Genomic DNA, 26,347 nt, shown 5'->3' on the forward strand with positions numbered 1-26,347 from the left:
CGGAATTCCTCAGATGCCCATTCGACTGACTTCGAGATAGGCGGAAACCACCTTGTCGCGGATGGCGACGGCGGTCTGAAGCGCCTGCTGCGCGCTCATCACGGCGTCGACCACCTGACGGGTGTCGGCGTCACCCTTGAGCGCCTGTATCGACACCTGCTCGGCGTTCTGCATCGTGTTGACGGTCTTGGAGGCGGCATGGCTCAACGCTTCGGCGAAGGAGGTGCCGATGTTGCCGCCGGCCGAAGGTGTCGCGCCGCCCTGGAGCAGGCTTGTCACCGCGTCGTCGCCGCCGATCGACGGCTTGAACTGAAGCGCTCCGATACCGCTGATCATTACTGGTTCCTCATCAGGTCGATGGTCATGGAAATCAGGTCGCGGGCCTGCTTGACGACTTGAAGGTTGGCCTCGTAGGAGCGGTTGGCCTCGGTCATGTCGGCCATTTCGATCAGCACGTTGACGTTGGGCATCTTGACGTAGCCCTTCTCGTCGGCGGCCTCGTTGCCGGGCTGGAACTCGATTGGAAAGTCGCTGGGATCACGATCGATCGAGTTCACCGCAACCGTCGAGCTGCCGGAGGTCCGGTCGAGTTCGGAGACGAAGCTGATGGTCTTGCGGCGATAGGGGTCGGAGCCGGGCGCGGTTCCGGTCGACTGAGCGTTGGCTAGGTTTTCGGAAACGACGCGCAGCCGCTCCGACTGAGCGCCGAGCCCGGATGCTGCGACTTTGAGGGCTGCGGTGAGCGCGTCCATGGTCAGCTCTTAACCGCCATCATCATCATGGAATGGAACGCCTTGACGATCGCCGTGTTGAGTTCGAAGGAGCGGCGCACCTCGCCGGCCTTCATCAACTGGTCTTCTAGCACGACCGAGTTCTTGGATGGCATGATAACGCCGTCATCTTCCTGCGGCTTGATGGTGAAGCCGGCATTGGTCGCCGCGTTGCCTAGATGACCGGCCTGCGTGGCCTGAAGCGATACGGCTGTGCGATCGAGCACCTTTTCGAACGGCTCGACATCGTTCGCCGTGTAGCCCGGCGTGTTGGCGTTTGCGATGTTGCCGGCGACGGCGGACTGGCGCACGGCCAGCCACTGGGCTTGCTTGGCGGCGAGGTCGAAAAGGGAAACGGGCTCCATGGGAATCTCCGGGCAGGTGCTCAGAGACTAGGCCGCGAGTCTTGCGCGGGCCTTGCGAATGACCAGAGACCGGAGAGCTTTATCGCGAAAGCTCGATCACCTGATCGGTGCTGGTGACCATGACCCATTTGCCTTTGCGCTGCTCGATGGAAGACACCTGGCTGGAATCCGGGAGTATCGAGCCGCGTTGGACGATCCAGAGGCCGGCATCGTCCTCGATCATGGCGCGGCCATTGGCGACATGGACCAGGCGAAATTTCGCGGCGTCGGCCGGAAAAGGTTGATCGTCGGGTGCCGGCGCGGGATTGGCATCGTCCTGCACCGTTCCCGTGGCGAGCAGATCGAGATCGGCCGCGGGAACGTCCTTCGCTGTCAGCGGCGCGCTGCGTTGGGCGACCACGCCGCCGCCCGCCCGCCCCGAATTGGTGCCGGTGCCGCCGAACTTGATCGCCTGGACGCCAAACTGGTCCTGGTTGAAGAAGATGTACCACGGAAACAGGGCGCAGATCAGCCCGAGCGTGATGCCGAGCGCGGCAATGACGAGATCGCTGCGCCGGCTGGACTCTTTTTTCAACCTGGGAAACACCGCCTTCGGTGGCCGCGGCCACTCGTTGAGTGGGAACAGCCCATCGATCAGCGAGTCGCGGCTGGCCTGCGTCATCTCGGCGGCCTGCGCCCGGGGCGCTCGGGGCAAAGCGGGCTCGGCGGCCTTGGCCAGAACGGCCTCGGCTTTGGCGGCTATGGCACGGGCAGCCTTTGCCTTGGCGGCTCTCGCTTCGTCAGCTCGGGCTTCTTCCGCGGCATTGGCTTCGGCGATCATGTCGCGCAGGATGCGCTCTGTATATTCGCGTTCAGTCTCCGGCATCGGCGTTCAGCTTGCTCTTGAGGTGGCGGGCGAGGTCGGAGAATGGATCGGCTGAGGGGCGGTCCGTCGGCGCTTGCGTCAGTGCCTCGTAGATCAGCGGCACTTTGCGCACGGCAATATCGAGTTCGGCATCGACGCCGCCCTGATAGGCGCCCAGCAGGCGGATATCGCGCGTGTCCTCGAAGCGCGAGATCATCGACTTCAGCCTTGTCACCAGCGCGCGCTGTTCGGTGCTCCAGGCCTTGCCGGCCAGCCGCGAAATGGACGACAGCGGATTGACGGGCGGGTAGCGGCCCTGTTCGGCGATCGTGCGGTCGAGCACGACGTGACCGTCGAGGATGCCGCGCACGGAATCGGCGACCGGGTCGTTGTGATCGTCGCCGTCGACCAGCACGGAGATGATGGCGGTGATCGAGCCTTTGCCTTCCGCGCCTGGCCCGGCGCGCTCGAGCAGCTTGGGTAGCTCGGTGAACACCGAGGCCGGATAGCCACGGGCGACCGGCGGCTCGCCGGTTCCCGTCGCCACCTCGCGCAGCGCGTGGGCGAAGCGGGTGATCGAGTCCAGCACCAGGAGCACGCGGTGCCCCTGGTCGCGAAAATGTTCGGCGATGCGCATGGCGGTGTCCGGCGCGCGCCGGCGCATCATGGCGCTCTCGTCGCTGGTGGCGACGATGGCGACGGTTTTGGCCATGCTGTCGCCGATCGTGTCCTCGAGGAATTCGCGCACTTCGCGGCCGCGTTCGCCGATGAGCGCCACGACGACGGTGTCGAACGCATCGGCGCCCGCAAGCATGGCGAGCAGCGTCGACTTGCCGACGCCGGAGCCGGCGAAGATGCCGAGGCGCTGGCCGAAGCAGAGCGGCGTGAAGATGTCGATGACCTTGACCCCGGTCATGAAGGCGGTGCCGACACGCTGCCGCGCCATGGCGCCGGGCGTCGTCTGGGCGCCGATCGATGCGTCATCGCCCCTGACCAGGGGCGTGCCGCCATCGATCGCCTGGGTCAGCGCGTCGATGGTGCGTCCGCGCCACGAGGCATGCGGCGCCACCGCGAGCGGACCGCGGCGGAACACGGCATCGCCGATGCCAGCGTCGGCGCTGCGTTCGAAGGGGGCCACGACGACCTCATCGCGGCTGATCTTGACGATCTCGCCGCGGCGGGCGCCGGCATGACCGCGCTGCTCGACGATGTCGCCCAGCCTGGCGAAGTCGGAAAGGCCGTGCACCTTGTAGTGCGTGGGCGTGACTTCGGTGACGCGGCCGCCGCGCTTGAGCAGCGCCTCGGTGTCGGCGAAACGCCGCCAGACCCGTTCCAGAGCGACAAGCCGGTCTTCCGGCGCCGGCTGGAGCTGTCTTTCAGGTGCGCGCAGGGATGGCTGGTCGAGCGACATGGGTTACTTCGAGCCGAGCGTCTTGATCGCCTCGTCGGTGGAGGAGTCGGTCTGCCGCATCAGGGCGGCGGTGTTCTCGAAGGCGCGCTGGACCATGATCAGTCGGGTGATCTCCAGCACCGGATTGACGTTGGATTCTTCGAGAAACCCCTGGGCGATGCCGATATCGGAGCGATCGGTAACAGGCTCTGGCGTGCGCGCCGGAACGATGCCGGAATTGCCGTAGCGGACGAAATTTTCGCCCGGATCGAAATTGTAGAGACCGATGGAGCCGACAAGCTGATCGTTCTGGCGCAGCGAACCGTCGGCCCCGGCCTTGGGCGGGCCGTTGCGGGGGTCGAGCTGGATCGGTGAGCCGCCGGCATCGAGCACAGCGTGGCCCTCGATCGACATCAGCTCGCCGTTCTCGTTCATCGAAAAGCGCCCGTCGCGGGTCATGACGGTGCCGACAGGCGTGTCGATGGCGAACCAGGCATCGCCCTGGATGGCGAAATCGAACGGATTTCCGGTCTCGCTCAAGGCACCGTGAGCGCCGGAAAGATAGGTCTTGCCAGGGGAGGCAAAGGACACCGATTTCGATCCGGTGCCGGACACGACGTCCTCGAACTTCACGCCGGTGGCGCGAAAGCCGATCGTCGAGGCGTTGGCGACGTTGTCGGCGATCGTGTCGAGGCGGCGCTCGAGCGCGATCTGCGAGGAAAGGGCGACGTAAAGGCTGTCCCGCATGATGCTCTCAGAACCTCAGTTTCTGCATGGCCATCATCAGGTCGGTGGAGATGCCGACCGTGATCGGCTGGGCAAACAGCACGCTGACCGAGGTGACGGCCGATGACGTCGGGTTGTTGATCTCGTACATGCTGGTGAAGCGCGTCAGGAACTTGCCGAGCTTCTCGGGATCGGAGAAATCCGAGATGTCGAGTTTCTGCTCGAACAGCTGCGCCTGCTTGTCGACATCGGCGGTGGCGAAGGAATCGGGCAGGCCGAGCACGGTGCGCACGACGCTGGCAAGCGCGGTGTCGGCCAGCACGTCGTACCAACTGGTGATGGTCGGCGCCTTGCGGTCGAAATAAAGCGCCAGCCGCACGCCCTGGTTGGTCTGGCCGGCATCCTCTTCGAGGGTCTGGCGCATGTATTTGTCGACGGTCGGCTGCTGCGCCGGATTGATGGTGGTGGCGTTCGCACCATAGGCTTCGAAATTGAAGGCGGAAGCAAGTGCCGCGTAGGTCTTGTCCGTCATCTTGTTGGCAACGCTGTCGGGATCGCGGACGCCACCCTGCAGAACCCGCTTGATGAGATCCTTGTCCTTCGTCATCGAATCGAGGCCGAATGAAGCCAGTGCGTATGTGTAGAGCCGGTTATTCGACATCAGGTCGTCGATCGACTTCACCTTGGTGATGTTGGCGAGATAGTATGTCGTCTCGCCTTTCACATAGGCCGAATTCGGATCGAGGCCGGCGATTTTCGCTTGCGTGGCGTAGTTCTTGGTCACCATCTGCTGTGTCTTGTTATAGATGGTCGCATCGGCGCCGTTGGCGGCGAAATTGAAGGCGCTGACGAATTCGGCGTAACGTTTGTCGGTCAGCTTGTTGGCGAAGCTGTCGGGATCGGAGACGCCCTCCTTGAGTGCCTTGACCATAAAGGCCTTGGCGTAGTCCATGTCCTCGAGCCCGTATGCCTTCATGGCATATTTGAACAAACGGTCATTTTTGACGAAATCGTCGATCGATTTCACCTTGGTGATGTTGTCCAGATAATATTTGGTGTCGCGATCGACCACGGGCTGCTGCTCGATCCTGTCGAGCGACTTTGAAATGTCCTTGGTGATGAGCTGGTAGCTGGTAAATGTATTGAGCAAAGACGCGCCTCCGGCCGAAGCTATGACAGGACAATATCCCCACTTCCTTGCGCGAAACTGAATCGGATCCGGCGGCTTCGATTCAAGCCTCACACAAGGCACGGGGGCTATCCCTTGCTCCTGATGTGAAATGCGGAAGGACCTCTTGTGGGCATTCTGATTGGACTTGTGGTGACGCTCGGCTGCGTCCTTGGCGGCTTCATGGCCATGGGCGGCCATCTTCACGTGCTGGTGCAGCCGTGGGAAGCCGTGGTCATCTGCGGTGCTGCGCTCGGCACCTTCCTCGTTGCCAACCCGATGAAGACGGTCAAGGACACCGGCAAGGCCATCCTCGAAGCCTTCAAGCAGGCGGTGCCGAAGGAGCGGGACTATCTCGAAACGCTCGGCGTGCTGCACTCACTGATGCGCGAGCTGCGCTCGAAATCGCGCAGCGAGGTCGAAGCCCATATCGATAATCCCGAGGAATCGGCGATCTTCCAGGCATTCCCGACCGTGCTCAAGAATCATGATCTGACGCATTTCATCTGCGACTACTGTCGCATCATCATCATCGGCAATGCCCGCTCGCATGAGATCGAGGCGCTGATGGACGAGGAAATCCAGACCATCAAATCCGACAAGATGAAGGCCTATCACGCGCTGATCGCGGTTGGCGATGGCTTGCCTGCGCTCGGCATCGTCGCCGCCGTTCTTGGGGTGGTCAAGGCGATGGGCGCGCTCGATCAGTCGCCGGAAATCCTGGGCGGCCTGATCGGCGCGGCCCTGGTCGGCACTTTCCTCGGCATCTTCCTGTCCTATGCGGTGGTCGGGCCGATCGCCACCAAGATCAAGACGGTGCGCGAGAAGAAGAACCGCCTCTATACCATCGTCAAGCAGACGCTGCTGGCCTACATGAACGGCGCTCTGCCGCAGGTGGCGATCGAGTTCGGCCGCAAGACCATCTCGTCCTACGAACGACCAACGATCGACGCCGTCGAGCAGAGCACGATGAACACCGGCGCCGTCGAAAAGAAGGCCGCCTGAACGATGCGTGACAGATCGGTCCCAGCATCGCCATGACCAGTCCGGGCAGCCCATCGGAAGCACGCTCGCTGATCATCGAGCGGCTCGTCGGTGACAGCGGCGAGGCCGCGCAGATCATCGATGCAGGCCGCGCCATGGCCGAGCGCGCCGTGCCGCTGCTGCAGAAAAGCCTGACCGGCGAGCTTGGCGTTCCGGTCATTGTCGATCTCAAAGCGATCGAGATCAGCCGCGTTCCCGAGGCGCGTTCCCGCGCCGGTGAGAATTTCGCGATGACCGTCGTTGCCTCGCCAGCGTCGTCAGATGCGGTGACCTTCGTCATCGATGGCGCGGCGATCGCCATCATGGTCTCGACGCTGTTTGGGGGCGATCCGGATATGCCGGTGTCACCGATCGAGCGTGACCTGTCGCCGATCGAGACCGACGTCTCGACGATGGTGTTTCAGCAGGTCGCGCAGGCGCTGAACGGATCCGGTCGGCGCTCGCTTGAGCTACGGCTTCCGGCGCCGCGGGCGATGTCTGGCATGGAGGCCAAGCGACACGTGCTGCGCGACGGGGCCGCACTGCGCATCGTCCTCGGCATCTCGACGCCGGCCGACAGCGGCAGCATCACCGTGACGATGCCGCAGCGTATCGTGCTGGCCGGTCGGGACAGCGTTGCCGCCGTCAGTGAGAACGATCAAAACGCCAGCTGGCGCGCGCGCTTTTCGGAAGAGGTGATGCGCTCAATGGTAGCGCTCGAAGCCACCATGCCGCTGGCCCGGCTGACGCTCGGCGATGTCGCCGACTTCGACGTCGGCCAGATCATCGAATTCGAGGAAACAGCGCAATCACAGGCGCGTCTCAGTGCCCGCGGCCAGACGCTGTTCGTCTGCGAATTCGGCAAACTGGGACAGAATTATACCGTCCGAATCAAGCATCCCTTCGATGCCGGGCAGGATTTTATCGACGGGCTGATGCCGGCTGCCGCCGGACGCGCCTGAGCACTGGAGACAATTCATGGCCAAGACCAAGGTGGAAGCCGACCTCGACCAGCCGGACGAACAACTCGACCGTGCCATCGAAGAATTGCGCGGGGTCCTGCACGAAGAGGAACAACGCCCGGATGCGGCGTTCAGGGCCGCCTCCGGCGCCAATTCAAGCGTCATCATGAACATCCCCGTCGAAGTTCAGATCATCCTCGGCAGCACCGAGATGCCGGTCTCCGACCTGATGGCGCTGCAGAAGGGGTCGACGGTGGCGCTCAATCGCCGTATCGGCGAACCTGTCGACGTCGTGGTCAACGGCCGCAAGATCGCGCGCGGCGAGATCACCGTGCTGGAAAGCGATCCGTCGCGCTTCGGCATCAGGCTGACCGAAATCATCGCTGGCACGAAGGGCGCCTAGACATGGGTTGCGGAGCTTGCCGGTGGCAGCGGAGGCGGGTGGCATGACGACGCCGGTGACCTTGACCCGCGCGCAGAAGGCAGCCGCCATACTGGTGGCGATGGGCAAGCCGTCGGCCAGCCGCCTGTTGAAATTCTTCAAGCAGGAAGAACTGAAGGCGCTGATCGAGGGCGCCCGTCTGCTGCGGACGATTCCGCAAAGCGATCTTGAGCGCATCGTCGCCGAGTTCGAGGCCGAGTTCACCGAAGGGGCGGGATTGCTCGATTCCGCCGACAGGATGGACACCATCCTCAATGAGTCGCTGTCGCCTGAAGAGATGAGCGCGATCATGGGCGACAAGAGATTCGAGGTCGCTCCGGAAGGCCCGCCGCCGATCTGGCCCGAGCTCGAAAAGCTCGAACCGGCGCGGCTTGGCGCCTTCCTGGCCGGCGAGCATCCGCAGACCGCGGCCATGGTGCTGTCGAAACTGGCGCCGCAGGTGGCGGCAAGCGTGCTGCTGACGTTGACCAAGCCGATGCGTGGCGAAATCATCAAGCGCATGGTGACGATGGCCAATGTTCCGGACGCCGCCAGCAAGATCGTCGAAAACCGGCTGCGCACCAGCGTGCTGGCGGAAACCTCGACCAAGGACACTTCTGCCGGGCAGGCGCGTGTCGCCAGCGTCCTCAACGAACTGGACAAGCCGCTGCTGGAGGAGGTCATGCAGGATCTGGAAGCCGCCGGCACACCCGACCTCGATGGTGTGCGGGCCCGCCTGTTCGCCTTCGACGACCTGCCGTTGCTCGCCCAGAAAGCGCGGGTGCTGCTGTTCGACGGGCTGTCGGCCGAACTGATCACGCTGGCCTTGCGCGGCTCGCAGGCGGGACTTGCCGAATCCGTTCTGTCGGCGATCGGCGCGCGGTCGCGGCGCATGATCGAAGCCGAACTCGGACAAGGTTCGGAAGGGGTTCCTCTCGCCGATATAACAGCAGCACGCAAGACGATCGTGACGACGACGATCCGGCTGTCGCGCGAAGGCGCCTTCGAACTTCCGTCGACCCAAGACGCCGCCTAAGGCCGCGCCATGGCTGACGCGGTCGACAAGGATTCGAAAACCGAAGAGGCGACGGAAAAGAAGATCCGCGACACTATCGAACAGGGCAAACTGCCCCATTCGCGAGAAACGGCGCTTCTTGCATCGTTCGTTGCCATACTGGTGTTCACCGTCTTCTACGCCAAGGACGCCGTCATCGATCTCGGCATGTTCCTGTCGATGTTCCTGGAGAAGCCGGAAGCCTGGCCGATGGACACCGAGACGGACGTCATCGCGCTCTACAAGACTGTTATTTTCGAGGTGGGCCGGGCCGTCATCAGCCTGTTCGTGCTGCTGACCGTCGCCGGTGTCGGCGCCTCGGTGTTCCAGAACATGCCGCAGTTCGTCGGCGAGCGGGTGCGGCCGCAACTCTCGCGCATCTCGATCCCCAAGGGGTGGAACAGGCTGTTCGGCATTCAGGGCTGGGTCGAGTTCCTGAAGTCACTAGGCAAGGTTGGCTTTGCCGTCGTCGTGCTGAGCTTCACTCTGTCGGAAGACCACCGCAAGCTGCTCGCCGGCATGATCACCAATCCGGTCGCTTTCGGACTCGTCATCCGCGGCATTGCCGTCGACATCCTGGTGGCGATCGTCTTCGTCATGGGGCTGATCGCGGCAGTCGACATCGTCTGGTCGCGCTTCCACTGGAAGCAGGATCTGCGCATGAGCAAGCAGGAGGTCAAGGACGAGTTCAAGCAATCCGAGGGTGACCCGATCGTCAAGTCGCGACTGCGCTCGCTGGCGCGCGACCGGGCGCGCAAGCGGATGATGACGGCGGTGCCGCGCGCGACGCTTATCATCGCCAACCCGACGCACTTTTCGATCGCGTTGAAATACGTGCGCGACGAGGACTCGGCACCAATGGTGTTGGCCAAGGGGCAGGATCTAGTGGCGCTGAAAATCCGCGAGATCGCACGCGAAAACAACATCCCGATCTTCGAGGACGTGGCGCTCGCCCGCTCCATGTACAAGCAAGTTTCGGTCGATAGTGTGATCCCATCGCAATTCTACCAGGCCGTCGCCGAACTGGTGCGGATCGTCTACTCGAAAAAGGCTGAGCGCAGACAGATTTCATGAACCGTCAACCGCACGCAAAATCCCGCGAGATCATCGTCGCCAGTGCCATCGAGCAAGTGGTGGGAGAACTGAGGCTGATCGATGTAGCCGACTATATCGCCTTCATCCGACTGGAGCATTTCGCGTGCCTGTCGGATCTGGTCGATTCAGCGGTAGAGCTGTTCTTCATGCCAGGCACACTGCGGCTCGGCCATGGCGGCGAGGCGCATGTCGACTGGACCGGCAGCCCGCGCATCGTGCTTGATCTGGAGTTGAGGCCGCCTGGGGTCACCGTCTATTTCCAGCTGACGCTGAGCGAGAACGGCGCTTCGGTGGTGGTCAACTACGTGTCGTTCGAGAAGCCGGGCGAAGACCCGGAGCACAACACGGCCTTGCTCGAGACGGTCATCGAGCAGGCGCGTATCCGCAAGGCCGAGCCGCTGGCCTTTCTCGGAACATCGATCGCTTCCGACAGCCGCTGGCCAATCCTATAGTTGCCTTATTCAATAAGCCCCAGCCGCAGCGCCTTGGCAACGGCCTGGTTGCGGTTGACCGCATTCAGCTTCTGGGTCGACTGGGTCAGATACTGGTTGGCGGTGTGTACCGACAGTTTCAGCAGCCTGGCGATCTCCTCGCTGGTGTTGCCGTTGGCGGTCAGCTTCAGGCATTCGAGTTCGCGCTTGGAGATCGCACGCATCCTGCCGGCATCGCTAGGGCGGATGCGGGCGACGGCAGCGAATAGCGAGAAGCAACGGGCGTGGATCTCGTAGAGCGCGTCCTGCGGCAAGGAGATCTCCGGGCCCATGAAAACGACGAGGCCGCACTGCCCACGATCGGCGTGGACCGGAAAGGCGATGCCGCTGGTGCCGGGCGCCAGCGGCGCCATCTGCTCGGTCCAGGCGAGATTGCCGAACATCTCCGCCATGGCGGCGACGCCGTCATCCGACCACCAGCGCGGTTCCGTCGAGATGCGGGTGTGGCGCACGATCTCCTCGCCATTGGCGCCTGAAATGAATTTCGTCGCCGCCGCAATGCCGGGGTAGTCGGAATCAAGGCAAGGGACGAGCCGTGCGCGTTCGGGCGAGGGGCTGACGAAGAACAGGCCAAAGGCCGATGCGTTGATGTCGACGGAGATCCAGCGGCAGCGGCGCACGGCATCGGGAATGGTGACGGCGTGATGGGTTTCGGAGCCGAGCGAAAAGGCGCCGAACGGATTGCGCTGCTCGTTGAAAAGGGCTTCGGCAGCCTCCTTGATGTCGACGTGTTTCAAATGATGCCGCTCCTGATCGCCGTGGCGATTGCCATCGCGCGGTTGCTGGCCGCGAATTTCTGGATGGCGTGGGTGATGTAGCTGTTGACGGTGTTGGAGGAGACGCCAAGGATGACGGCGACCTCGTCGGTGGTCTTGCCCTCGGAGACCCAGAACAGGCATTCGCGCTCGCGATCCGACAGCGGATCCTGCATCGCGGCGGCGGCAATCAGTTGCGGGATGTGCGAGAGCGCATAGCAGCATTTCAGCTGTGCCCTCATCAGCGCCGGCTGGTCGATGCTGCCGGCTGTCGCTGCCGAAAACAAGGCGAACAGGCGCTGGCGGCCGACATTGAGGCGCAGCGAATAGATCTCGGCATGGCCAAGCACGTCGAGAAGGCGCGCTTCCTCACCGGTGATCAATCCGTCAGTCTCGGGTGCCTGGGATGCCACCAGGGCGATCGGGCGGATACCGGGCGCAACGGTGAGCGCACCTTGTGCAAGCCCGGCGATCAGCCGCTTGCCGGTCAGTTCGATGGCGTCGAAAATCCAATTGGACGAGACGATGCGCGCATCGTTGCGGTCCTGGTCGTGGACGATGGCGACCAGCATATAGCTGTCGGCGCCGATCTCGGCTGTCAGTTGCATGAAAAAGCTGGTCAGATCGCCGCGCGACGTCAGGCGCGAGCCCAATGTGTCGGATTGAAGTAGCGCGGCGGGACTGCTCATTCTTGTTGCTTTTGGCCGGAATCGTTTCTGCTATCCGGTTGCTGGAAGCCAGCCACCGAACCCGAATACGCATTACTTTGAAGACACACGCTTGGCGCAGGGCTGCGCCCACCAGATTCGAATCCATTCAGGGAACGCGAAGCCGTCCGCGTCTGGTGCCGGAAAAGCTCCGGAACAAGAGACTTTGGGTGGTCGCCGCGCCCCCCGAGGACCGGCTGATTCGGGTCTAATCTACCCGCAGTTGAATCCGACATCAAACGCGATTTGACAAAATCGAATCTGGGGACTCGCGTGCGACTCAGAGGCGGATTCAAACCGCTTTCGCCGCCCTCACGCCCCTGAAAAGTCGACGCGAAAAGACCGAACCGTGTTTGCAACACCGCCGTATCGAAGACCGATCGTTTCCGATAAGTTTTCGGCGATCCGCAAGGATGGGCGTCCTTTGGATCGGACTGGGCAAGATGACTTGCGCTTCTGGGCAATAGGCATTGGCGCGGAGCATAGATTTACGCCAACTGATCGGTTCATTGCGCGGCCAACGGCCGAGCTCAAATTCTGGTATCAATGGTTTCGGGGGAAACAATGAGCGATTCATTTCGGGAAGTTACGTCGGTCTCGTGGCTCGGACGCATCAAGCGCGCTGTCGGTGGGGTCATCTTCGGCCTGCTTCTGGTCGTGCTGATGGTGATCGGGCTGTTCTGGAACGAGGGGCGCGCGGTGCAGACAGCGCGCTCTCTGGCCGAAGGGGCCGGAGCCGTGGTTTCGGCCAGCGCCGACAGCGTCGATGCCGCCAATGACGGCAAATTGGTGCATGTCAGCGGGCCGGTGACGACGGACAGTGGTCTCGCCGATCCGGATTTCGGCATTGCGGCGCAAGGTCTGCGCCTGTCGCGCAGCGCCGAGATGTACCAGTGGAAGGAAGAGTCCAAATCGGAGACCACCAAGAAGCTTGGTGGCGGTGAGGAGACCGTAACCACCTACAGCTATTCGAAAGTGTGGGACGACAGCCAGATCGACTCGTCGGATTTCAAGAAGCCGGATGGCCACCAGAATCCGCCGATGGCGATCCACGGCCGGACTTTCCAGATTCCGCAAGGCAAGCTCGTCGCCTTCGATCTCGACACGCCGGTGCTTGATCGCATCGAGGGCGACAAGGCGTATGCGCTGTCACCCGACCAATCGGCCGCGATCAAGGCCGCCTATACCGGCACCGGGCCGCTCAGCGTCGTCGACGGCAGGATCTATCTCGGCGCCGACACGACAACGCCGGCGCTGGGCGATTACCGCATCGGCTACGAGTTGGCACCACTCGGCGTGATCAGCATCGTGGCGCGGCAGGCCGGCAGTCGGTTCGAACCCTACCAGACGCAGGCGGGCGATGCGTTGCTGATGGTCGACACCGGCACTGTCCCGGCAGACAAGATGTTCGCCGAGGCGGTCAGCGCAAACACGCTGATCACCTGGCTGCTGCGTGCCGCCGGCCTTTTGTTGCTGACCATCGGCTTTGCCCTGTTCCTCAGTCCGATCGGCGTGATCCTAGACGTCATTCCGTTCCTCGGCGGCATGGCGCGGATGGGAACCGGCATCATCGCCTTCTTCCTGGCGATCCTGGTCGGCACGACGACAATTGCGATTGCCTGGTTCTGGTATCGGCCGGTCCTGGCGGTGGGCATCCTTGCGGCCGGCATCATCGCGGCGGCGGCGGTCTACTACCTCGGGCGCTCGCGCAAGGCAGCCGCACCGGTTGCCGTGCCGAGCACCGAGGCGGCAAGCTAGATCTAACGCCGAACGGCCACCGCCGTTCGGCGCTCATTTTACCGATCCTCGAAACCGGTCAGAACGCCGACGGCATTGACGCCGATCTCCTCGACGGCATAGCCGCCCTCCATGACGAACAGCGTCGGCAGGCCAAGCTTGTTGATGCGGCGGCCGATCTTTGGATAGTCAGATGTTTTCAGCTTGAACTGGCTGATCGGATCCTTCTCGAAGGTATCGACGCCCAGCGAGACGATGACGACATCCGGTGCGTAAGCGGCGAGCTTGGCGCAGGCATCCTCGAGTGAGGCATTCCAGGCGCCCCAATCGGTGCCGAAGGGCATCGGGTAGTTGATGTTGAAACCTTCGCCGGCACCAGTGCCACGTTCGTCGGCGTGGCCGAGGAAGAACGGATACTCGACCAGGGGATCGCCATGCAGGTTGAGCACCTGCACGTCGGCGCGATCATAGAAGATCTCCTGCGTGCCGTTGCCATGGTGGTAGTCGACATCGAGGATCGAGATGCGTTCGGCACCCTGATCGCGGAACCATTGCGCGGCGACGGCGGCGTTGTTGATGTAGCAATAGCCGCCCATGAAGCCGGCACCGGCATGGTGGCCGGGCGGACGGCAGAGCGCGAAGGCGGATGTCTCGCCGCCCTTGACCAGGCCGGCGGCGGTCAGCGCCACATCATAGGACGACTTGATCGCGGCCCACGTGCCCTCGACGAAGGTGGCACCGGCATCGAAGGAATAGTATCCGAGCAGGGCGTCGACGCGCTTTGGCGGCACGTCGCCGCGCAGGCCGCGCGTCGGCCAGGTGAAGGGCATCGCCGTGCCCTTCAGGCCGGCTTCCACCCATTGCGGCCAGACCGTCGGCAGGAAGTCGATATAGTCTGATTTGTGGATGCGCTTGGCGGCGGCGAGATCATGCTCGAGCGGCAGGACGATCGGCCCCAGTTTCTCACTCTCGACCCGCGCCTTGATGAATTCGGCCCGCGACGGCTTTTCGAAACCCGGCACGATGGCCGAGGTGACCAGTTCCATTTGGCCAGCATGACCAGCGTGAAGCGGCGAATAGACAGTCTGCATAGATTCCTCTCGAAGTGCGAAATCAGTCAAGATTGAGATACGGGCTCACCAGAGCGAGCCACATGGTTTCCACATCGTCCTCGATGAGGTCGAACGTCCGGCGGTCTTTTTTCAGCCCCACAAGCCGGCATACGTGCCCGACCTCCATCATCACCACGCCGAGCCGGCTGGCGATCTTGTCTTCAAGAGCCGGGTTCACATGCTGCAGCCATGCGGCGTAGAGGGCGATGATCTGGTCGTCATATTCGTTCTGAATCGGCCGGAGGTCGGCGTTACCGGAGATAGCTTCGATCACCGGCATCAGGCTGGCGTTTTCGAGGTAGAGCCTGGACGTGTCGATGAAGAGCCTGCGCACTTCCTGCCGAAATTCGTCGCGGTTGGTGGGCCGGGCGACCTTGATGCGCCTCGCGATGACCTCGGGAAAGGATGACAGCCAGCGCCGGGCGAGGTCCAGAAGAATGGCTTCCTTGTTGGGAAAGTATTGGTAGACCGAACCGACCGACAAGCCCGCGCGCTGCGCAATGGCGAGCGTCGTCGGCGTCTTTGTCCCTTGCTCCCGTGTCAAGATCAGCGCCGCGTCGAGAATCCTGTCGACCACCTTGCTCGACCGTTGTTGCCGTGGCTGCTTGCGCGGTTCGAGCGCTATCCTGGTTTTGCGGTCGAGACTGCGCTTCACGGCTTGATGTCCTCGTTCCCCGCCCGGTCCCAACACAGGCGCGGGGTGCTGTCCACAATACATTCCATATTCCGCATGTTGACAAACGCGAATAATCAGTCGCATTCTTTATCCACGCTGTCTCCCGGGATAACAAGGGGAATTTCGAAGACGGCAAGCTGGCATCTTTTTCCATCCCATGGCGCCGCTCCGGTGGAGCGGCAGATCGTTGGAGGCAGGGTTGTCGGTGTCAGCCAGTCGTCAAAAGCGCGGAGTCGCGATGTCTGTCACGGGTGCGTGTCACAATGCGGATTTGATCGTCATCAACGGTCGTGTGCAGACAATGGACGATGCCAATCCCGCCGCCGAGGCCGTTGCCGTCAAGGACGGCGCCATCATCGCCGTTGGCAGCCGCGCCTCGATCGAAGAGCTCAAGGGACCGGCCACCAAGGTCATCGACGCCAAGGGCGCCTCGATCGTGCCGGGCTTCATCGAAGCCCACATGCATCTGTTTTCAGGCGGGGCGGAGCTTTCCCATCTCCAGCTTGTCGGGGTCCACGGCTTCGAGGCGCTGCAAAAGGCGATACGCGACTACGCGCCGACGCGGCCTGATGCTCCGATGCTGGTCGGCCAGGGCGTCGATTACACCGTGCTCGGCAGCGAGCGGGTGACGCGCCATCACCTCGATGCCATTTTGCCCGATCGCCCGTTCTGTATGGCCGCGCCCGACCATCACACCATGTGGGCCAACACCAAGGCGCTGGAAATGGCCGGCATCCTGCATGGACGCACGCTTGGTCCGGGCAATGAGATCGTCATGGGTGACGATGGACTGGCGGCCGGTGAATTGCGCGAAGGCGAGGCCTTCGGCCCGGTGCTCGACCTTGCCGGCGAAAGCCGGGTGCGGCTGGGGCTGTCGACCGGCGGCGAGCCGGATCCGATGCCGACGGCAGCCGAGCGGGCCGCCGATCGCGATATCATGCGGCGCGGGCTCGCCTGGTGCGCCCGCCATGGCATCACCTCGATCCAGAACATGGACGGCAATCTCTATCAGCTCGAGCTGCTGGCCGAGATCGAAGCCGTGGAAGGCTTGCCTTGCCGCGTACAAATCCCGTTCCACTACAAGAATTTCATGACGCTCGACATGCTCGACAAGGCATCAACGATGGCCGAACGCTACAACAGCGAATGGCTGTCGTCGGGCATGGTCAAGGTGTTCTATGACGGTGTGCTCGATTCCTGGACGGCTGTCATGGTCGAGCCCTATGCCGACCGGCCCGACTGGGTGGGCGAGCCGCTGTTCACGCCTCAACAGTTCATCGATCTGGCCGTCGCGGTCGACAAGCGGGGGCTGCAGATCGCCGTACATTCGATTGGCGACGGCGCGGTGCGCGCGGTGCTCGACGGTTATGAGGCGGCGCGGAAGGCGAACGGCAAGCGCGACAGCCGCCACCGGGTCGAGCACATCGAGGTCACCACTACTTCGGACGTGCCGCGCTTCGCCGAACTCGGCGTCATAGCCTCCATGCAGCCGCCGCATCCGCCCGGCGCCATGGATTTTCCGCTGGAGCCGACGGTGTCGCGCATCGGGCCGGCGCGCTGGCCCTTGAGCTATGCCTGGCGAACCCTGAAGAATGCCGGCGCGCATGTCGTCTTCGCATCGGACTGGCCGGTGTCGCCGATCGATCCGATCCTGGGCATCCGCGCGGCGGTGTTGCGCAAACCGTGGGCAGAAAGCGACCCGGACCAGAGCTTCTCGCTGCATGAAGCGCTCGCCGCATACACGGTCGAGGGCGCCTATGCCGAGTTTGCCGAGCACCGCAAGGGCAAGGTGAAAGCAGGCTACATGGCCGATCTGGTGGTGCTTTCGGCGGATATCGAGGCGACGGCGCCGGAAGCGTTGCACGAGGTGCGGCCGGTGACGACGATCTGTGGCGGCAAGATCACCTATCAGGCCTGACAATGGCATGAGGCTTGCTGGGCATGAGCCTTGCCAGCCGAAAATACGAACTGAACCGTGATTCAATGCCGGGCTTGCCAACCTACCGGCCATGTGGTCACATCGAACAGGGGAAGAGCTCCGCCAGCAAGAGCGGGGTCAACAGTGAGGCGTAATCGTGCCGGACAAACCGGATCGGAATGCGATTGAAGTAGTAAACGTCAGCAAAATTTTCGGATCAGGGGAGGGGCAGGTCGCTGCCCTCGACACGGTCTCGGTATCCATCCGCGAGAACGAGTTCTTCACGCTGCTTGGCCCATCCGGCTGCGGCAAGACGACATTGCTTAGGCTGATCGCCGGCTTCGACTTTCCAACCGCCGGTGGGATACTGCTCTATGGCCAGGACATCGCCCTGCTGCCGCCCTTCAAGCGGCCGGTCAACACCGTTTTCCAGTCCTATGCGCTGTTCCCGCACATGACGGTCGCCGACAATATCGGCTTCGGCCTGGAAATGCTGGGCAAACCGAAGGCCGAGATCAAGGCGCGCGTCGCCGAGATGCTGAAGCTGGTCAAGATGGAAGCGCTCGCCAACCGCCGCACCAGCCAGATTTCGGGTGGTCAGCAGCAGCGCGTGGCGCTGGCCAGGGCGCTCGCACCGCAGCCCAAGGTGCTGCTGCTCGACGAGCCGCTCTCGGCCCTGGACTACAAGCTGCGCAAGGAAATGCAGATCGAATTGAAGCGGCTGCAGCACGAGACAGGCATCACCTTCATCTTCGTCACCCACGACCAGGAAGAGGCGCTGACCATGTCGGACCGCATCGCGGTGATGTCGTCGGGCAAGATCCTGCAGGTCGGTTCGCCCTGGGATATCTACGACAAGCCGGCCGAACGCTTCGTCGCCGACTTCATTGGCGAAACCAACTTCCTTATGGCCGCCATCAGCGAGATGGCCAACGGCAAGGCGCGCGCGACGCTCAAATCCGGTGCGACCATCGAGGCGACCGTGGCCCAAGGTTTCCAGCCCAACGCCAATGCCACGGTCGTGGTTCGGCCCGAACATGCCAAGCTGAGCAAGGGCAAGGGCGAGTTGTCGGGAACAGTCGACAACATCGTCTATTTCGGCACCGACACCCACATCCATGTTCATCTCGAGAGTGGCGAACTCTTCACCGTACGCCAGCAGAACACGCGCAGCGCGGGCTGTGGTTTCGAGAAGGGCGACACGGTCGGCATTCTCATCGGCAGCGATGCCGCCCAGGTCCTGAAGGACTGACGATGGCGACCGCGGAAGAAGTCGCCAAGGCAGCGGAACGGCGCGATATCCGTGAGCGCTGGCTTTTGTCAGCCCCAGCGCTGTTGACCATTTTTCTCGCCGCGACCGGCCCGTTGCTGATCGTGCTCGTCTATTCATTCCTGACACCAGGCTCCTATGGCGACGTGAAGTGGCAATTCTCGCCGGAAGCCTGGATAGCGGTGTTTCTGGAACGCGATATCTTCGACGATACGCTTTCGATCGCCGCAGCCCACGTCACCATCTTCCTGCGCTCGATCAAACTCGCGGTGGTGACGACCATCGCCACGTTGGTGCTTGGCTTCCCGACCGCCTATTTCATGGCGACGCGCAGCGAAAAGACTCGCGATCTCTGGCTGTTCCTGATCACCATACCGTTCTGGACCAACCTGCTGATCCGCACCTTCGCCGTGCTGCAGATCATCCGCAACGAAGGCATCATCAACACGATCCTGCTCAAGCTCGGCATCATCTCGGCGCCGATCCAGATACTCTACACCGACACGGCGATCCTGATCGGCATGGCCTATGTCTACCTGCCGCTGATGGTGCTGCCGATCTACGCCAGCATGGAGAAGCTCGATTTCCGGCTGGTCGAGGCGGGCTATGATCTCTACGCGACACGTTTCCAGGTGCTGCGGCGGATCATCTTCCCGCTGGTCAAGCCAGGCGTCATCGCCGGTTCCATCCTGGTCTTCATTCCAGCACTTGGCGCCTATGTGACGCCAAGCGTGCTGGGCGGCGGCAAGAACATGATGCTGTCCAACCTGATCGAATTGCAGTTCGGGCAGGGCCGCAACTGGCCGCTCGGCTCGGCGCTGTCGATCGCCGTCATGATCATCGTCATGGTGGCGCTGCTTGCCTATGTGCGCAATGCCGGCAAGTCAGGGGTGCGTCATGGCTAAGAACTTTTCCATCAAGCACCAGCCGGGATTCACCACGATCGCCGCGACCTGCTTTATCGTGCTCTATTTGCCGATCATCGTGCTGGTCATCTATGCCTTCAACGCGGCGAGCTCGACCTCCGAATGGGGCGGCTTTTCGCTGAAATGGTTCCAGTCGGCATGGCAGAACACGCAGGTCATCGATGCCACGCTGCGTTCCTTCCAGATCGGCTCCGTCGCGGCGGTGCTTTCCACCATCTTCGCCACCATGGCCGCGCTCGCCACCACGCGCACCGCGCCCTACCCCGGCCTCACCTTCAAATATGCGGCGATCAATCAGCCGCTGATGGTGCCCGAGATCGTCACCGGCGTGGCGCTGCTGATCTTCTTCTCGCGCATCAAAATATTCACCGGTTATTCCGGCATCGGTTATCTGATCGCCGCGCACACGGCGTTCTGCATTCCCTTCGCCTACCTGCCGATCCGGGCGCGGCTTGAGAATATGGACCTGACGCTGGAGCGTGCCGCCGCCGACCTTTACGCGACTCCGTGGAAAACCTTCCGCCGCATCACGCTGCCGCTTCTGTGGCCCGGCATCCTGGCCGGATTGATGCTGGCCTTCGTCATCTCGCTCGACGACGTCGTTATCACAGAGTTCGTCAAATCGGGCGGCCAGGACACGCTGCCAACCTACATGCTCGGCCAGATTCGCCGCGGCATCACACCCGAGATCAACGCGATATCGACCGCCTTCCTGCTGCTTTCGGTCGCGATCGTCACGTTGTTTTTCTTCGTCAGCAGGAAACGAGACTGAACCGAAAATGGGAGTTAAAACGATGAACTGGAAGACAACAGCAACCGCCATGGGGTTGGCGTTGCTCGCTTCGACGAGCCTCGCCCGCGCCGACGGCGAATTGAACATCTACAATTGGGGCAACTACACCAGCCCTGACGTGATCAAGAAGTTCGAGGCCAAATACAACGTCAAGGTGACCATCACCGATTACGATTCCAACGACACCGCGCTCGCCAAGGTCCGCCAGGGCGGCACCGGCTTCGACATCGCGGTGCCTTCGCAGACCTACGTGCCGATCTGGATCAAGGAAGGCCTCGTCCAGGAGACCGATCCGGGCAAGATGGAGAACTTCAAGAATGTGGCGGCGGAATGGGCCAATCCCGATTTCGACCCGGGCCGCAAATACTCGGTGCCGTGGGCCCTGGGCACTGTCGGCGTGGTCGTCAACACCGACGCCTACAAGGGCCCGGCCGACAGCTGGGGCATCATCTTCAACACACCTGACGAACTGAAGGGCAAGGTCAATGTCGTTCCCGAAATGAACGACGTCATCTTCGCCGCGATCAAATATGTCGGCGGCCAGCAATGCACCACCGACAAGGAAGTGCTGAAGAAGGTGCGTGACACGCTTGTCGCGGCCAAGCCGAACTGGATCGCGATGGAGTACAACACCATCGAGAAGATGGGCGCCGGCGACTTCAAGGCAACCAGCGACTGGAACGGGTCGGCGCTGCGCCAGCGGCTGGCCAACCCGGCCATCCACTACAACTATCCGAAAGAAGGCTTTGGCCTGTGGAGCGACAACGTCGTCGTTCTGAAGGAAGCCAAGAACGTCGAGAACGCCAAGCTTTTCCAGAACTTCATCATGGACCCGGAAAATGCGGCGGGTCTCTCGGCCTTCCATCGCTATGCCAACGCCATCACCGGATCGGACAAGTACATGCCGGCCGACATGAAGGACGCGCCGGAAGTTGTCATCCCGGCAGCCGACAAGCCGCGTGCCGAGTTGCAGCAGATGTGCGCCCCGGAAATCCAGGACATCTACACCAAGATCTGGACCGAACTGCAGAAGTAACCGCGTTTTCGACGGGCCCGGCGGCGCACGCCGCGGGGTCCGTTTTACGTTCAAGGGGCTCGGTCGTCATGGAATCCTACCGCAACTCCGATCCGCGGCCGCCGATCATGCAGGGCTCGCCGCCGGCCATGGTGCCGCCGAAGCTCGACTGGGACCGGCCGCCGTGGAACCGCTGGGCGTTCCAGCACATCCGCGAAATTCTGCCGACCGCCGAAGTCTGGCGCGGCAATGGCCATCGCCACCGTTTCGAACGCGCCGAGATCGACCTCGACGGGCTGCCCGTGGAGGACAGCACGGGCGCGCCGACGACGGTCGTCGGGCTGCTCGACGAGACCTATACGGACGGCTTGCTGGTGCTGAAGGACGGCAAGGTCGCCTATGAGCGCTATTTCAACGGCATGAATGACCGTACGCTGCACCTGTCGCAGTCGATGGCGAAGTCCGTCACCGGTTCGGTATTCGGCATACTGGTCGGGCGCGGCCTGATCGATCCGGCCAAGCCAGTGACGACCTATCTGCCGGAACTCAGCGCGACGGGCTGGGCCGGCGCCAGTGTCCAGCATGTGCTGGACATGACCAGCGGCGTCCGCTTCTCCGAGGAATATACCGACCGCTATTCGGACATCGGCCAGGTCGATGTCGCCACCGGCTGGAAGCCGGCGCCGCCGGACAGCGATCCGGCCTTTCGCTGGCCCTCGCACATGTTCGAACTGATCCTGGGCTTGAAGGAAACGATCCGCCCGCATGGTGCTGCCTTCGAATACCGCTCGATCGAGAAACGACGTGCTTGCCTTCATCATGGAACGGGTGACGGGCAAGCGGCTGCCGCAGCTGGTTTCGGAAGAGCTCTGGCAAAAGCTCGGCGCCGACGAAAGCGCCTGCTTCACCGTCGACAGCGCCGGCTATGCGGTGGCCGACGGCGGCTTCAATGCGACGCTGCGCGACTACGGCCGCTTTGGCCAGCTGATCCTCGACAATGGCGGCGGCGTCGTGCCGGCCGACTGGATCGAGACCACGCGCAACGGGCTACATGGGCCGGACTTCAGCCCCAGCCTGCCGGAGGGCAGCTATCGCAACCAGTTCTGGATCGAGGACCCGCGCTCGCGCGCGCTGATGTGCCGGGGCGTGTTCGGGCAGATGATCCATATCGACTGGAATGCCGGAATGGTCGTGGTGAAGCTTTCGACCTATCCGGATTTCAGCAACGTCGCCTATTCCATGGCGACGTTGAAGGCCGTGCACGCCATCGCCGCTGCACTGAGCTGAGAGCCTGTTTGGAAACTCACTCCAGCGGCCATCTGACGGCGTTTTCTGCGCTTCCGATGCTCACGGACCTGAATGTCCGCTCCGCTCTGGTTCTCGAAACCGCCGCCATATGACTCGCCGGACCGACTTTCGAAACAGCCTCTAAACAAGACTTGGGAGGAACCGCCATGACCGGCAAGACCGCGTTCGAGACCCGCTACGGCTTCTGTCGCAACGAGGTGCTGCTCGCCAACTGGCGCGAAAACCCGTTCAACCGGTGGTCGTTCCAGAATCTCGGAGAACTGGTGCCGACCGCCCGCGTGGCGGCAGCCCCGGCTGGTGTCGAGACGCCGATCCGGGACATGGGCGGTCTGCTCGGCGAGAAGGTCGCGATCGCCAGCGTGCCGGAGACGGTGGCTGAATTTCTCGGACGTTCGAGCACCGATGCGCTGACGGTGATGAAAGACGGCAAGATCATCGGCGACTGGTTCGCGCCGCACATGGATTTCGGCGCCCGCCACATCATCTTTTCGATCAGCAAGTCGATGACCGCCATTGTCGCCGGCATACTGGAAGGCGAGGGGGTGTTCGACCCGGAAGCGCCGGTGACGGCTTACATCCCTGAAGCCGCCGGCTCGGCCTATGGCGACGCAAGCGTGCGGCATGTGCTCGACATGAGCGTCAGCCTCGATTTCGAGGAGGCCTATCTCGATCCGGAGAGCGCTTTCGCCCGCTATCGCCGCGCCACGCTGTGGAATCCGGGCGGCGGCACGGAAAGCCTGCGCGAATTCATCCTGACCTTGCAGCGGCTTGCCGAGCCGCATGGCCAGACCTTCCGCTACCGCTCGCCCAATTCCGATCTGCTCGGCATCCTGCTCGAGCGCGCCTCCGGCCAGCGTTTTTCCGACCTGATGCGCGACAAACTGTGGCTGCCGCTGGGCGCCGTCAGCGACGCTTCGATCAGCGTCGACATGGAAGGCACGGCACGCACGGCCGGCGGCATTTCGGTGACGCCGCGCGATCTGGCGCGCGTGGGCGAGATGATGCGGCAAGGCGGCATGGCCAACGGCCGCCGCATCGTGCCGGAAGCCTGGGTGCGAGACACGGTTGCTATCGGCGGCAGCTCGGAAGCCTGGCAGCGAGGCACGATGGCGCTTTTGTTTCCGAAGGGCCGCTATCGCAACAAATGGTACCAGACTGGACACGAGAACGGCGCCTATTGCGGCATCGGCATCCATGGCCAGTGGCTCTATGTCGATCCCAGGACCGAAGTGGTGATCGCCAAGATGTCGTCGCAGCCGGAGCCGGTGGACGATGCGTTCGATGTCGAGATCGTCGCCTTTTTGGAAGCGCTGAGCCGCATGGTCTGAGCGCGCCTGGGTCGCCACATTAGCGCGCGCTTTCCTGTGGACCCGCCGGGCTGATCAAAGCGCGGCGGTTGGCGGATCGGACGTCTGCGCCTATGGTCGCCGCTCTTTCGACGAGAGCAGGAATGACATGGCATCCGACATCAAGCGCATTGCAGCCATCATCGCAGCCGAGATCACTGCCCGGCCCGAACAGGCGGCCGCGGCGATCAAATTGCTCGACGAAGGTGCGACGGTGCCGTTCGTGGCGCGTTACCGCAAGGAGGTCACCGGCGGGCTGGACGACACGCAATTGCGCGACCTTGCCGAACGGCTTGCGTATCTGCGCGAGCTCGATGCGCGCCGCGACACCATTCTTGGCTCCATCCGCGAGCAGGGCAAGCTGACGCAGGAGCTCGAGGGCAAGATCGTCGCCGCCGCGACCAAGGCGGAGCTGGAAGACATCTACCTGCCCTACAAGCCCAAGCGCCGGACCAAGGCCGAGATCGCCCGGGAACGTGGGCTGGGGCCTCTGGCCGAAGCCATCCTCGCTAACCGGGCGTCGGTGCCCGCTGAGTTGGCGCTGGCCTATGTCACCGAAGAGGTGGCCGACGCCAAGGCGGCACTCGACGGAGCGCGCGACATCCTGTCGGAACAGTTCGCCGAGAATGCCGACCTGGTCGGCAAATTGCGCACCTACATGAGGGAACGCGCCTTCATGCGGGCCAGGGTGGTCGACGGCAAACAGGAGGCGGGTGCGAAATTCTCGGATTATTTCGACCATGTCGAGCGCTGGGCAAATGTGCCGAGCCATCGGGCGTTGGCGATGCTGCGCGGCCGCAACGAGGAGGTGCTGTCGCTCGACATCGAGGTCGATGCCGACGACACCTCCCCGGTGAAGCCGGTCGAACGGATGATCGCCAATGCCTATGCGATCGGCGGCAGCCTGCCGGGCGATCGCTGGCTGATGGAGGTTGCCGGCTGGACCTGGCGGATCAAACTGTCGCTGCACCTGACGCTCGACTTGATGCGCGATCTGCGCGAACGAGCGGAAGAGGAAGCGATCCACGTCTTTGCCCGCAATCTGAAGGATTTGCTGCTTGCGGCCCCGGCCGGCTCGCGGGCCACGATGGGGCTCGATCCCGGCATCCGCACCGGCGTCAAGGTTGCGGTGGTCGATGGCACCGGCAAGGTGCTGACCACGACGACGGTCTATCCGTTTCCGCCGAGGAACGATGTGCGTGGCACGCAGGCCGAACTCGCCAAGCTCATCCGCCTGCACAAGGTCGAGCTGATCTCGATCGGCAACGGCACCGGCAGCCGCGAGACGGAGAAGCTTGTCGCCGACATGCTGTCCGACATGCCGGCGGACGCTGGTCCGAAGCCGCTCAAGGTGATCGTCAGCGAGGCGGGCGCCTCGGTCTATTCGGCATCGGCGACGGCGGCGGCGGAATTCCCCGGCCTCGACGTGTCGCTACGCGGCGCGGTATCGATCGCACGGCGGCTGCAGGATCCACTGGCCGAACTGGTCAAGATCGAGCCGAAATCGATCGGTGTCGGCCAGTATCAGCATGACGTCGACCAGTACCGGCTCGGCCGCTCGTTGGAGGCCGTGGTGGAAGACGCGGTCAACGCCGTCGGCGTCGATCTCAACACCGCCTCGGCGCCGCTGCTGGCGCGCGTGTCTGGCCTTGGCGCATCGCTCGCGGACGCCATCGTTGCGCATCGCGACGCGACCGGCCCGTTCGCCAGCCGAAAGGACCTGCTGAAGGTCGCCCGCCTTGGACCTCGGGCGTTCGAGCAATCCGCCGGCTTCCTGCGCATTGCCAATGGCAGCGAGCCGCTGGATGCCTCGTCGGTGCATCCGGAAGCCTATGGCGTGGCGAAGAAGATCGTCGCTGCCTGCGGGCGCGATGTTCGCTCGCTGATGGGGGACAGTACAGCACTCAAGGCGCTCGATCCGCGCGTCTTCGTCGATGAGCGTTTCGGCTTGCCGACGGTACGCGATATCCTGGCGGAGCTGGAAAAACCCGGCCGCGATCCACGCCCCGGCTTCAAGACGGCGACGTTTGCCGACGGCATCGACGACATCAAGGATTTGAAGCCCGGCATGCTGCTGGAAGGCACGGTGACCAATGTCGCCGCCTTCGGCGCCTTCGTCGATATCGGCGTCCACCAGGACGGCCTGGTGCATGTCTCGCAGCTGGCCGATCGTTTCATCAAGGATGCGCATGAGGTGGTCAAGGCCGGCGATGTGGTCAAGGTGCGCGTCGTCGATGTCGACATCAAGCGCAAGCGTATCGCGCTGTCCATGCGCAAGGATGGCGGCGAAGGTGGGGCGTCGAAAGGCGGGCCGCGCGACAATGGCGGCGGCAGGCCGGCGCCGCGTTCGCCGGCACCTCCACGCCAGCCGGAAAGGCCGGCGCAGCAAGGCGCGTTCGGTGCGGCATTGGCTGACGCGCTGAAGCGGAAATGACTATTCTGCGACCCGCCTCGAAGCACGTCCGCGTTTGATGA

General features: G+C 63.0%; 25 protein-coding genes and 1 pseudogene. 15 read left to right on the forward strand and 11 right to left on the reverse strand.

Annotated elements, in window-relative coordinates:
- Positions 1-9 precede the first annotated feature (9 nt).
- From fliE to NKG99_RS01250, 7 genes are all read right to left on the reverse strand, one after another.
- On the reverse strand, positions 10-336 hold the full coding sequence (fliE, locus tag NKG99_RS01220; protein WP_352863390.1) for a flagellar hook-basal body complex protein FliE: 327 nt from the start codon (positions 334-336) through the stop codon (positions 10-12).
- Positions 336-752 carry a flagellar basal body rod protein FlgC gene (gene flgC / locus NKG99_RS01225; RefSeq protein WP_352863392.1) on the reverse strand — a complete coding sequence of 139 codons (417 nt, stop codon included), beginning with the start codon at positions 750-752 and terminating at the stop codon, positions 336-338. The genes fliE and flgC overlap by 1 nt, the downstream gene beginning before the upstream one ends.
- 2 nt (positions 753-754) lie before the next feature.
- Positions 755-1,135 (reverse strand): flagellar basal body rod protein FlgB, encoded by a 381-nt coding sequence (flgB, locus tag NKG99_RS01230; protein ID WP_023761682.1) that lies wholly within the window; start codon positions 1,133-1,135, stop codon positions 755-757.
- A 79-nt stretch (positions 1,136-1,214) separates the two neighbouring features.
- Complete coding sequence (locus NKG99_RS01235; RefSeq protein WP_352863394.1) at positions 1,215-2,000, reverse strand: hypothetical protein; 786 nt, start codon at positions 1,998-2,000, stop codon at positions 1,215-1,217.
- A complete protein-coding gene (fliI, locus tag NKG99_RS01240) occupies positions 1,987-3,390 on the reverse strand; it encodes a flagellar protein export ATPase FliI (protein ID WP_352863396.1) in 1,404 nt (467 codons plus the stop codon). The genes NKG99_RS01235 and fliI overlap by 14 nt, the downstream gene beginning before the upstream one ends.
- A gap of 3 nt (positions 3,391-3,393) precedes the next feature.
- Positions 3,394-4,116 carry a flagellar basal-body rod protein FlgF gene (gene flgF, locus NKG99_RS01245; RefSeq protein WP_352863398.1) on the reverse strand — a complete coding sequence of 241 codons (723 nt, stop codon included), beginning with the start codon at positions 4,114-4,116 and terminating at the stop codon, positions 3,394-3,396.
- A gap of 7 nt (positions 4,117-4,123) precedes the next feature.
- On the reverse strand, positions 4,124-5,245 hold the full coding sequence (locus tag NKG99_RS01250) for a DUF1217 domain-containing protein (RefSeq protein WP_352863400.1): 1,122 nt from the start codon (positions 5,243-5,245) through the stop codon (positions 4,124-4,126).
- Positions 5,246-5,392: 147 nt separating this feature from the next.
- Between NKG99_RS01250 and motA the strand changes: the two genes are divergently transcribed.
- The 6 genes from motA to NKG99_RS01280 are packed head-to-tail and all read left to right on the forward strand — an operon-like array spanning position 5,393 to position 10,270.
- Positions 5,393-6,268, forward strand: coding sequence for a flagellar motor stator protein MotA (motA, locus tag NKG99_RS01255; RefSeq protein WP_352863402.1), 876 nt, complete (start codon positions 5,393-5,395; stop codon positions 6,266-6,268).
- 32 nt (positions 6,269-6,300) lie between these two features.
- Positions 6,301-7,248: a FliM/FliN family flagellar motor switch protein gene (locus NKG99_RS01260; RefSeq protein ID WP_352863404.1), complete on the forward strand. Its 948-nt coding sequence runs from the start codon at positions 6,301-6,303 to the stop codon at positions 7,246-7,248.
- Between the two features lie 16 nt (positions 7,249-7,264).
- Positions 7,265-7,651: a flagellar motor switch protein FliN gene (fliN, locus tag NKG99_RS01265; protein WP_352863406.1), complete on the forward strand. Its 387-nt coding sequence runs from the start codon at positions 7,265-7,267 to the stop codon at positions 7,649-7,651.
- A gap of 43 nt (positions 7,652-7,694) precedes the next feature.
- Positions 7,695-8,705 carry a flagellar motor switch protein FliG gene (locus tag NKG99_RS01270; protein ID WP_352863408.1) on the forward strand — a complete coding sequence of 337 codons (1,011 nt, stop codon included), beginning with the start codon at positions 7,695-7,697 and terminating at the stop codon, positions 8,703-8,705.
- Between the two features lie 9 nt (positions 8,706-8,714).
- Positions 8,715-9,797 (forward strand): flagellar biosynthesis protein FlhB, encoded by a 1,083-nt coding sequence (gene flhB, locus NKG99_RS01275; protein WP_352863410.1) that lies wholly within the window; start codon positions 8,715-8,717, stop codon positions 9,795-9,797.
- Positions 9,794-10,270: a BspJ family T4SS effector nucleomodulin gene (locus NKG99_RS01280; protein ID WP_352863412.1), complete on the forward strand. Its 477-nt coding sequence runs from the start codon at positions 9,794-9,796 to the stop codon at positions 10,268-10,270. The genes flhB and NKG99_RS01280 overlap by 4 nt, the downstream gene beginning before the upstream one ends.
- 5 nt (positions 10,271-10,275) lie before the next feature.
- Here the strand turns inward: NKG99_RS01280 and NKG99_RS01285 are convergent, their stop codons facing one another.
- Complete coding sequence (locus NKG99_RS01285; RefSeq protein ID WP_352863414.1) at positions 10,276-11,046, reverse strand: helix-turn-helix transcriptional regulator; 771 nt, start codon at positions 11,044-11,046, stop codon at positions 10,276-10,278.
- On the reverse strand, positions 11,043-11,753 hold the full coding sequence (locus NKG99_RS01290; protein WP_352654619.1) for a helix-turn-helix transcriptional regulator: 711 nt from the start codon (positions 11,751-11,753) through the stop codon (positions 11,043-11,045). The genes NKG99_RS01285 and NKG99_RS01290 overlap by 4 nt, the downstream gene beginning before the upstream one ends.
- A 582-nt stretch (positions 11,754-12,335) precedes the next feature.
- Between NKG99_RS01290 and NKG99_RS01295 the strand changes: the two genes are divergently transcribed.
- Positions 12,336-13,529 carry a TMEM43 family protein gene (locus NKG99_RS01295; protein ID WP_352863416.1) on the forward strand — a complete coding sequence of 398 codons (1,194 nt, stop codon included), beginning with the start codon at positions 12,336-12,338 and terminating at the stop codon, positions 13,527-13,529.
- A 38-nt stretch (positions 13,530-13,567) separates the two neighbouring features.
- Here NKG99_RS01295 and NKG99_RS01300 read toward each other — a convergent pair whose 3' ends face one another.
- Positions 13,568-14,599: a histone deacetylase family protein gene (locus NKG99_RS01300; RefSeq protein WP_352863418.1), complete on the reverse strand. Its 1,032-nt coding sequence runs from the start codon at positions 14,597-14,599 to the stop codon at positions 13,568-13,570.
- A 22-nt stretch (positions 14,600-14,621) separates the two neighbouring features.
- Complete coding sequence (locus tag NKG99_RS01305; RefSeq protein ID WP_352863420.1) at positions 14,622-15,380, reverse strand: TetR/AcrR family transcriptional regulator; 759 nt, start codon at positions 15,378-15,380, stop codon at positions 14,622-14,624.
- A gap of 154 nt (positions 15,381-15,534) precedes the next feature.
- Here NKG99_RS01305 and NKG99_RS01310 point away from each other — a divergent pair, with 154 nt between their 5' ends.
- The 8 genes and pseudogenes from NKG99_RS01310 (at position 15,535) to NKG99_RS01345 (ending at position 26,306) form a co-directional block, all read left to right on the forward strand.
- On the forward strand, positions 15,535-17,214 hold the full coding sequence (locus tag NKG99_RS01310) for an amidohydrolase (RefSeq protein ID WP_352863422.1): 1,680 nt from the start codon (positions 15,535-15,537) through the stop codon (positions 17,212-17,214).
- 157 nt (positions 17,215-17,371) lie between these two features.
- Positions 17,372-18,466, forward strand: coding sequence for an ABC transporter ATP-binding protein (locus NKG99_RS01315; protein WP_352863424.1), 1,095 nt, complete (start codon positions 17,372-17,374; stop codon positions 18,464-18,466).
- A gap of 2 nt (positions 18,467-18,468) precedes the next feature.
- Positions 18,469-19,389, forward strand: coding sequence for an ABC transporter permease (locus NKG99_RS01320; RefSeq protein WP_352863426.1), 921 nt, complete (start codon positions 18,469-18,471; stop codon positions 19,387-19,389).
- On the forward strand, positions 19,382-20,182 hold the full coding sequence (locus NKG99_RS01325) for an ABC transporter permease (protein WP_352863428.1): 801 nt from the start codon (positions 19,382-19,384) through the stop codon (positions 20,180-20,182). The genes NKG99_RS01320 and NKG99_RS01325 overlap by 8 nt, the downstream gene beginning before the upstream one ends.
- Before the next feature lie 22 nt (positions 20,183-20,204).
- Positions 20,205-21,239 carry an extracellular solute-binding protein gene (locus NKG99_RS01330; protein ID WP_352863430.1) on the forward strand — a complete coding sequence of 345 codons (1,035 nt, stop codon included), beginning with the start codon at positions 20,205-20,207 and terminating at the stop codon, positions 21,237-21,239.
- Positions 21,240-21,307: 68 nt separating this feature from the next.
- Positions 21,308-22,505 (forward strand): annotated as a pseudogene (locus NKG99_RS01335) (serine hydrolase domain-containing protein).
- A 167-nt stretch (positions 22,506-22,672) separates the two neighbouring features.
- Positions 22,673-23,854, forward strand: a complete 1,182-nt coding sequence (locus NKG99_RS01340) for a serine hydrolase domain-containing protein (RefSeq protein WP_352863432.1) — start codon at positions 22,673-22,675, stop codon at positions 23,852-23,854.
- A gap of 127 nt (positions 23,855-23,981) precedes the next feature.
- Positions 23,982-26,306: a Tex family protein gene (locus tag NKG99_RS01345; protein ID WP_352863434.1), complete on the forward strand. Its 2,325-nt coding sequence runs from the start codon at positions 23,982-23,984 to the stop codon at positions 26,304-26,306.
- The last annotated feature ends 41 nt before the right edge of the window (positions 26,307-26,347 follow it).

Origin of the sequence: Mesorhizobium sp. M1409 (assembly GCF_040317535.1) — a bacterium.
Classification (GTDB): Bacteria; Pseudomonadota; Alphaproteobacteria; order Rhizobiales; family Rhizobiaceae; genus Mesorhizobium.

Coding starts and splice junctions, on each gene's coding strand:
- fliE (WP_352863390.1), bottom strand. CDS start 336: ATGATCAGCGGTATCGGAGCGCTTCAGTTCAAGCCGTCGATCGGCGGC.
- flgC (WP_352863392.1), bottom strand. CDS start 752: ATGGACGCGCTCACCGCAGCCCTCAAAGTCGCAGCATCCGGGCTCGGC.
- flgB (WP_023761682.1), bottom strand. CDS start 1,135: ATGGAGCCCGTTTCCCTTTTCGACCTCGCCGCCAAGCAAGCCCAGTGG.
- NKG99_RS01235 (WP_352863394.1), bottom strand. CDS start 2,000: ATGCCGGAGACTGAACGCGAATATACAGAGCGCATCCTGCGCGACATG.
- fliI (WP_352863396.1), bottom strand. CDS start 3,390: ATGTCGCTCGACCAGCCATCCCTGCGCGCACCTGAAAGACAGCTCCAG.
- flgF (WP_352863398.1), bottom strand. CDS start 4,116: ATGCGGGACAGCCTTTACGTCGCCCTTTCCTCGCAGATCGCGCTCGAG.
- NKG99_RS01260 (WP_352863404.1), top strand. CDS start 6,301: ATGACCAGTCCGGGCAGCCCATCGGAAGCACGCTCGCTGATCATCGAG.
- fliN (WP_352863406.1), top strand. CDS start 7,265: ATGGCCAAGACCAAGGTGGAAGCCGACCTCGACCAGCCGGACGAACAA.
- NKG99_RS01270 (WP_352863408.1), top strand. CDS start 7,695: ATGACGACGCCGGTGACCTTGACCCGCGCGCAGAAGGCAGCCGCCATA.
- flhB (WP_352863410.1), top strand. CDS start 8,715: ATGGCTGACGCGGTCGACAAGGATTCGAAAACCGAAGAGGCGACGGAA.
- NKG99_RS01280 (WP_352863412.1), top strand. CDS start 9,794: ATGAACCGTCAACCGCACGCAAAATCCCGCGAGATCATCGTCGCCAGT.
- NKG99_RS01290 (WP_352654619.1), bottom strand. CDS start 11,753: ATGAGCAGTCCCGCCGCGCTACTTCAATCCGACACATTGGGCTCGCGC.
- NKG99_RS01295 (WP_352863416.1), top strand. CDS start 12,336: ATGAGCGATTCATTTCGGGAAGTTACGTCGGTCTCGTGGCTCGGACGC.
- NKG99_RS01300 (WP_352863418.1), bottom strand. CDS start 14,599: ATGCAGACTGTCTATTCGCCGCTTCACGCTGGTCATGCTGGCCAAATG.
- NKG99_RS01305 (WP_352863420.1), bottom strand. CDS start 15,380: ATGCGACTGATTATTCGCGTTTGTCAACATGCGGAATATGGAATGTAT.
- NKG99_RS01310 (WP_352863422.1), top strand. CDS start 15,535: ATGTCTGTCACGGGTGCGTGTCACAATGCGGATTTGATCGTCATCAAC.
- NKG99_RS01320 (WP_352863426.1), top strand. CDS start 18,469: ATGGCGACCGCGGAAGAAGTCGCCAAGGCAGCGGAACGGCGCGATATC.
- NKG99_RS01325 (WP_352863428.1), top strand. CDS start 19,382: ATGGCTAAGAACTTTTCCATCAAGCACCAGCCGGGATTCACCACGATC.
- NKG99_RS01330 (WP_352863430.1), top strand. CDS start 20,205: ATGAACTGGAAGACAACAGCAACCGCCATGGGGTTGGCGTTGCTCGCT.
- NKG99_RS01340 (WP_352863432.1), top strand. CDS start 22,673: ATGACCGGCAAGACCGCGTTCGAGACCCGCTACGGCTTCTGTCGCAAC.
- NKG99_RS01345 (WP_352863434.1), top strand. CDS start 23,982: ATGGCATCCGACATCAAGCGCATTGCAGCCATCATCGCAGCCGAGATC.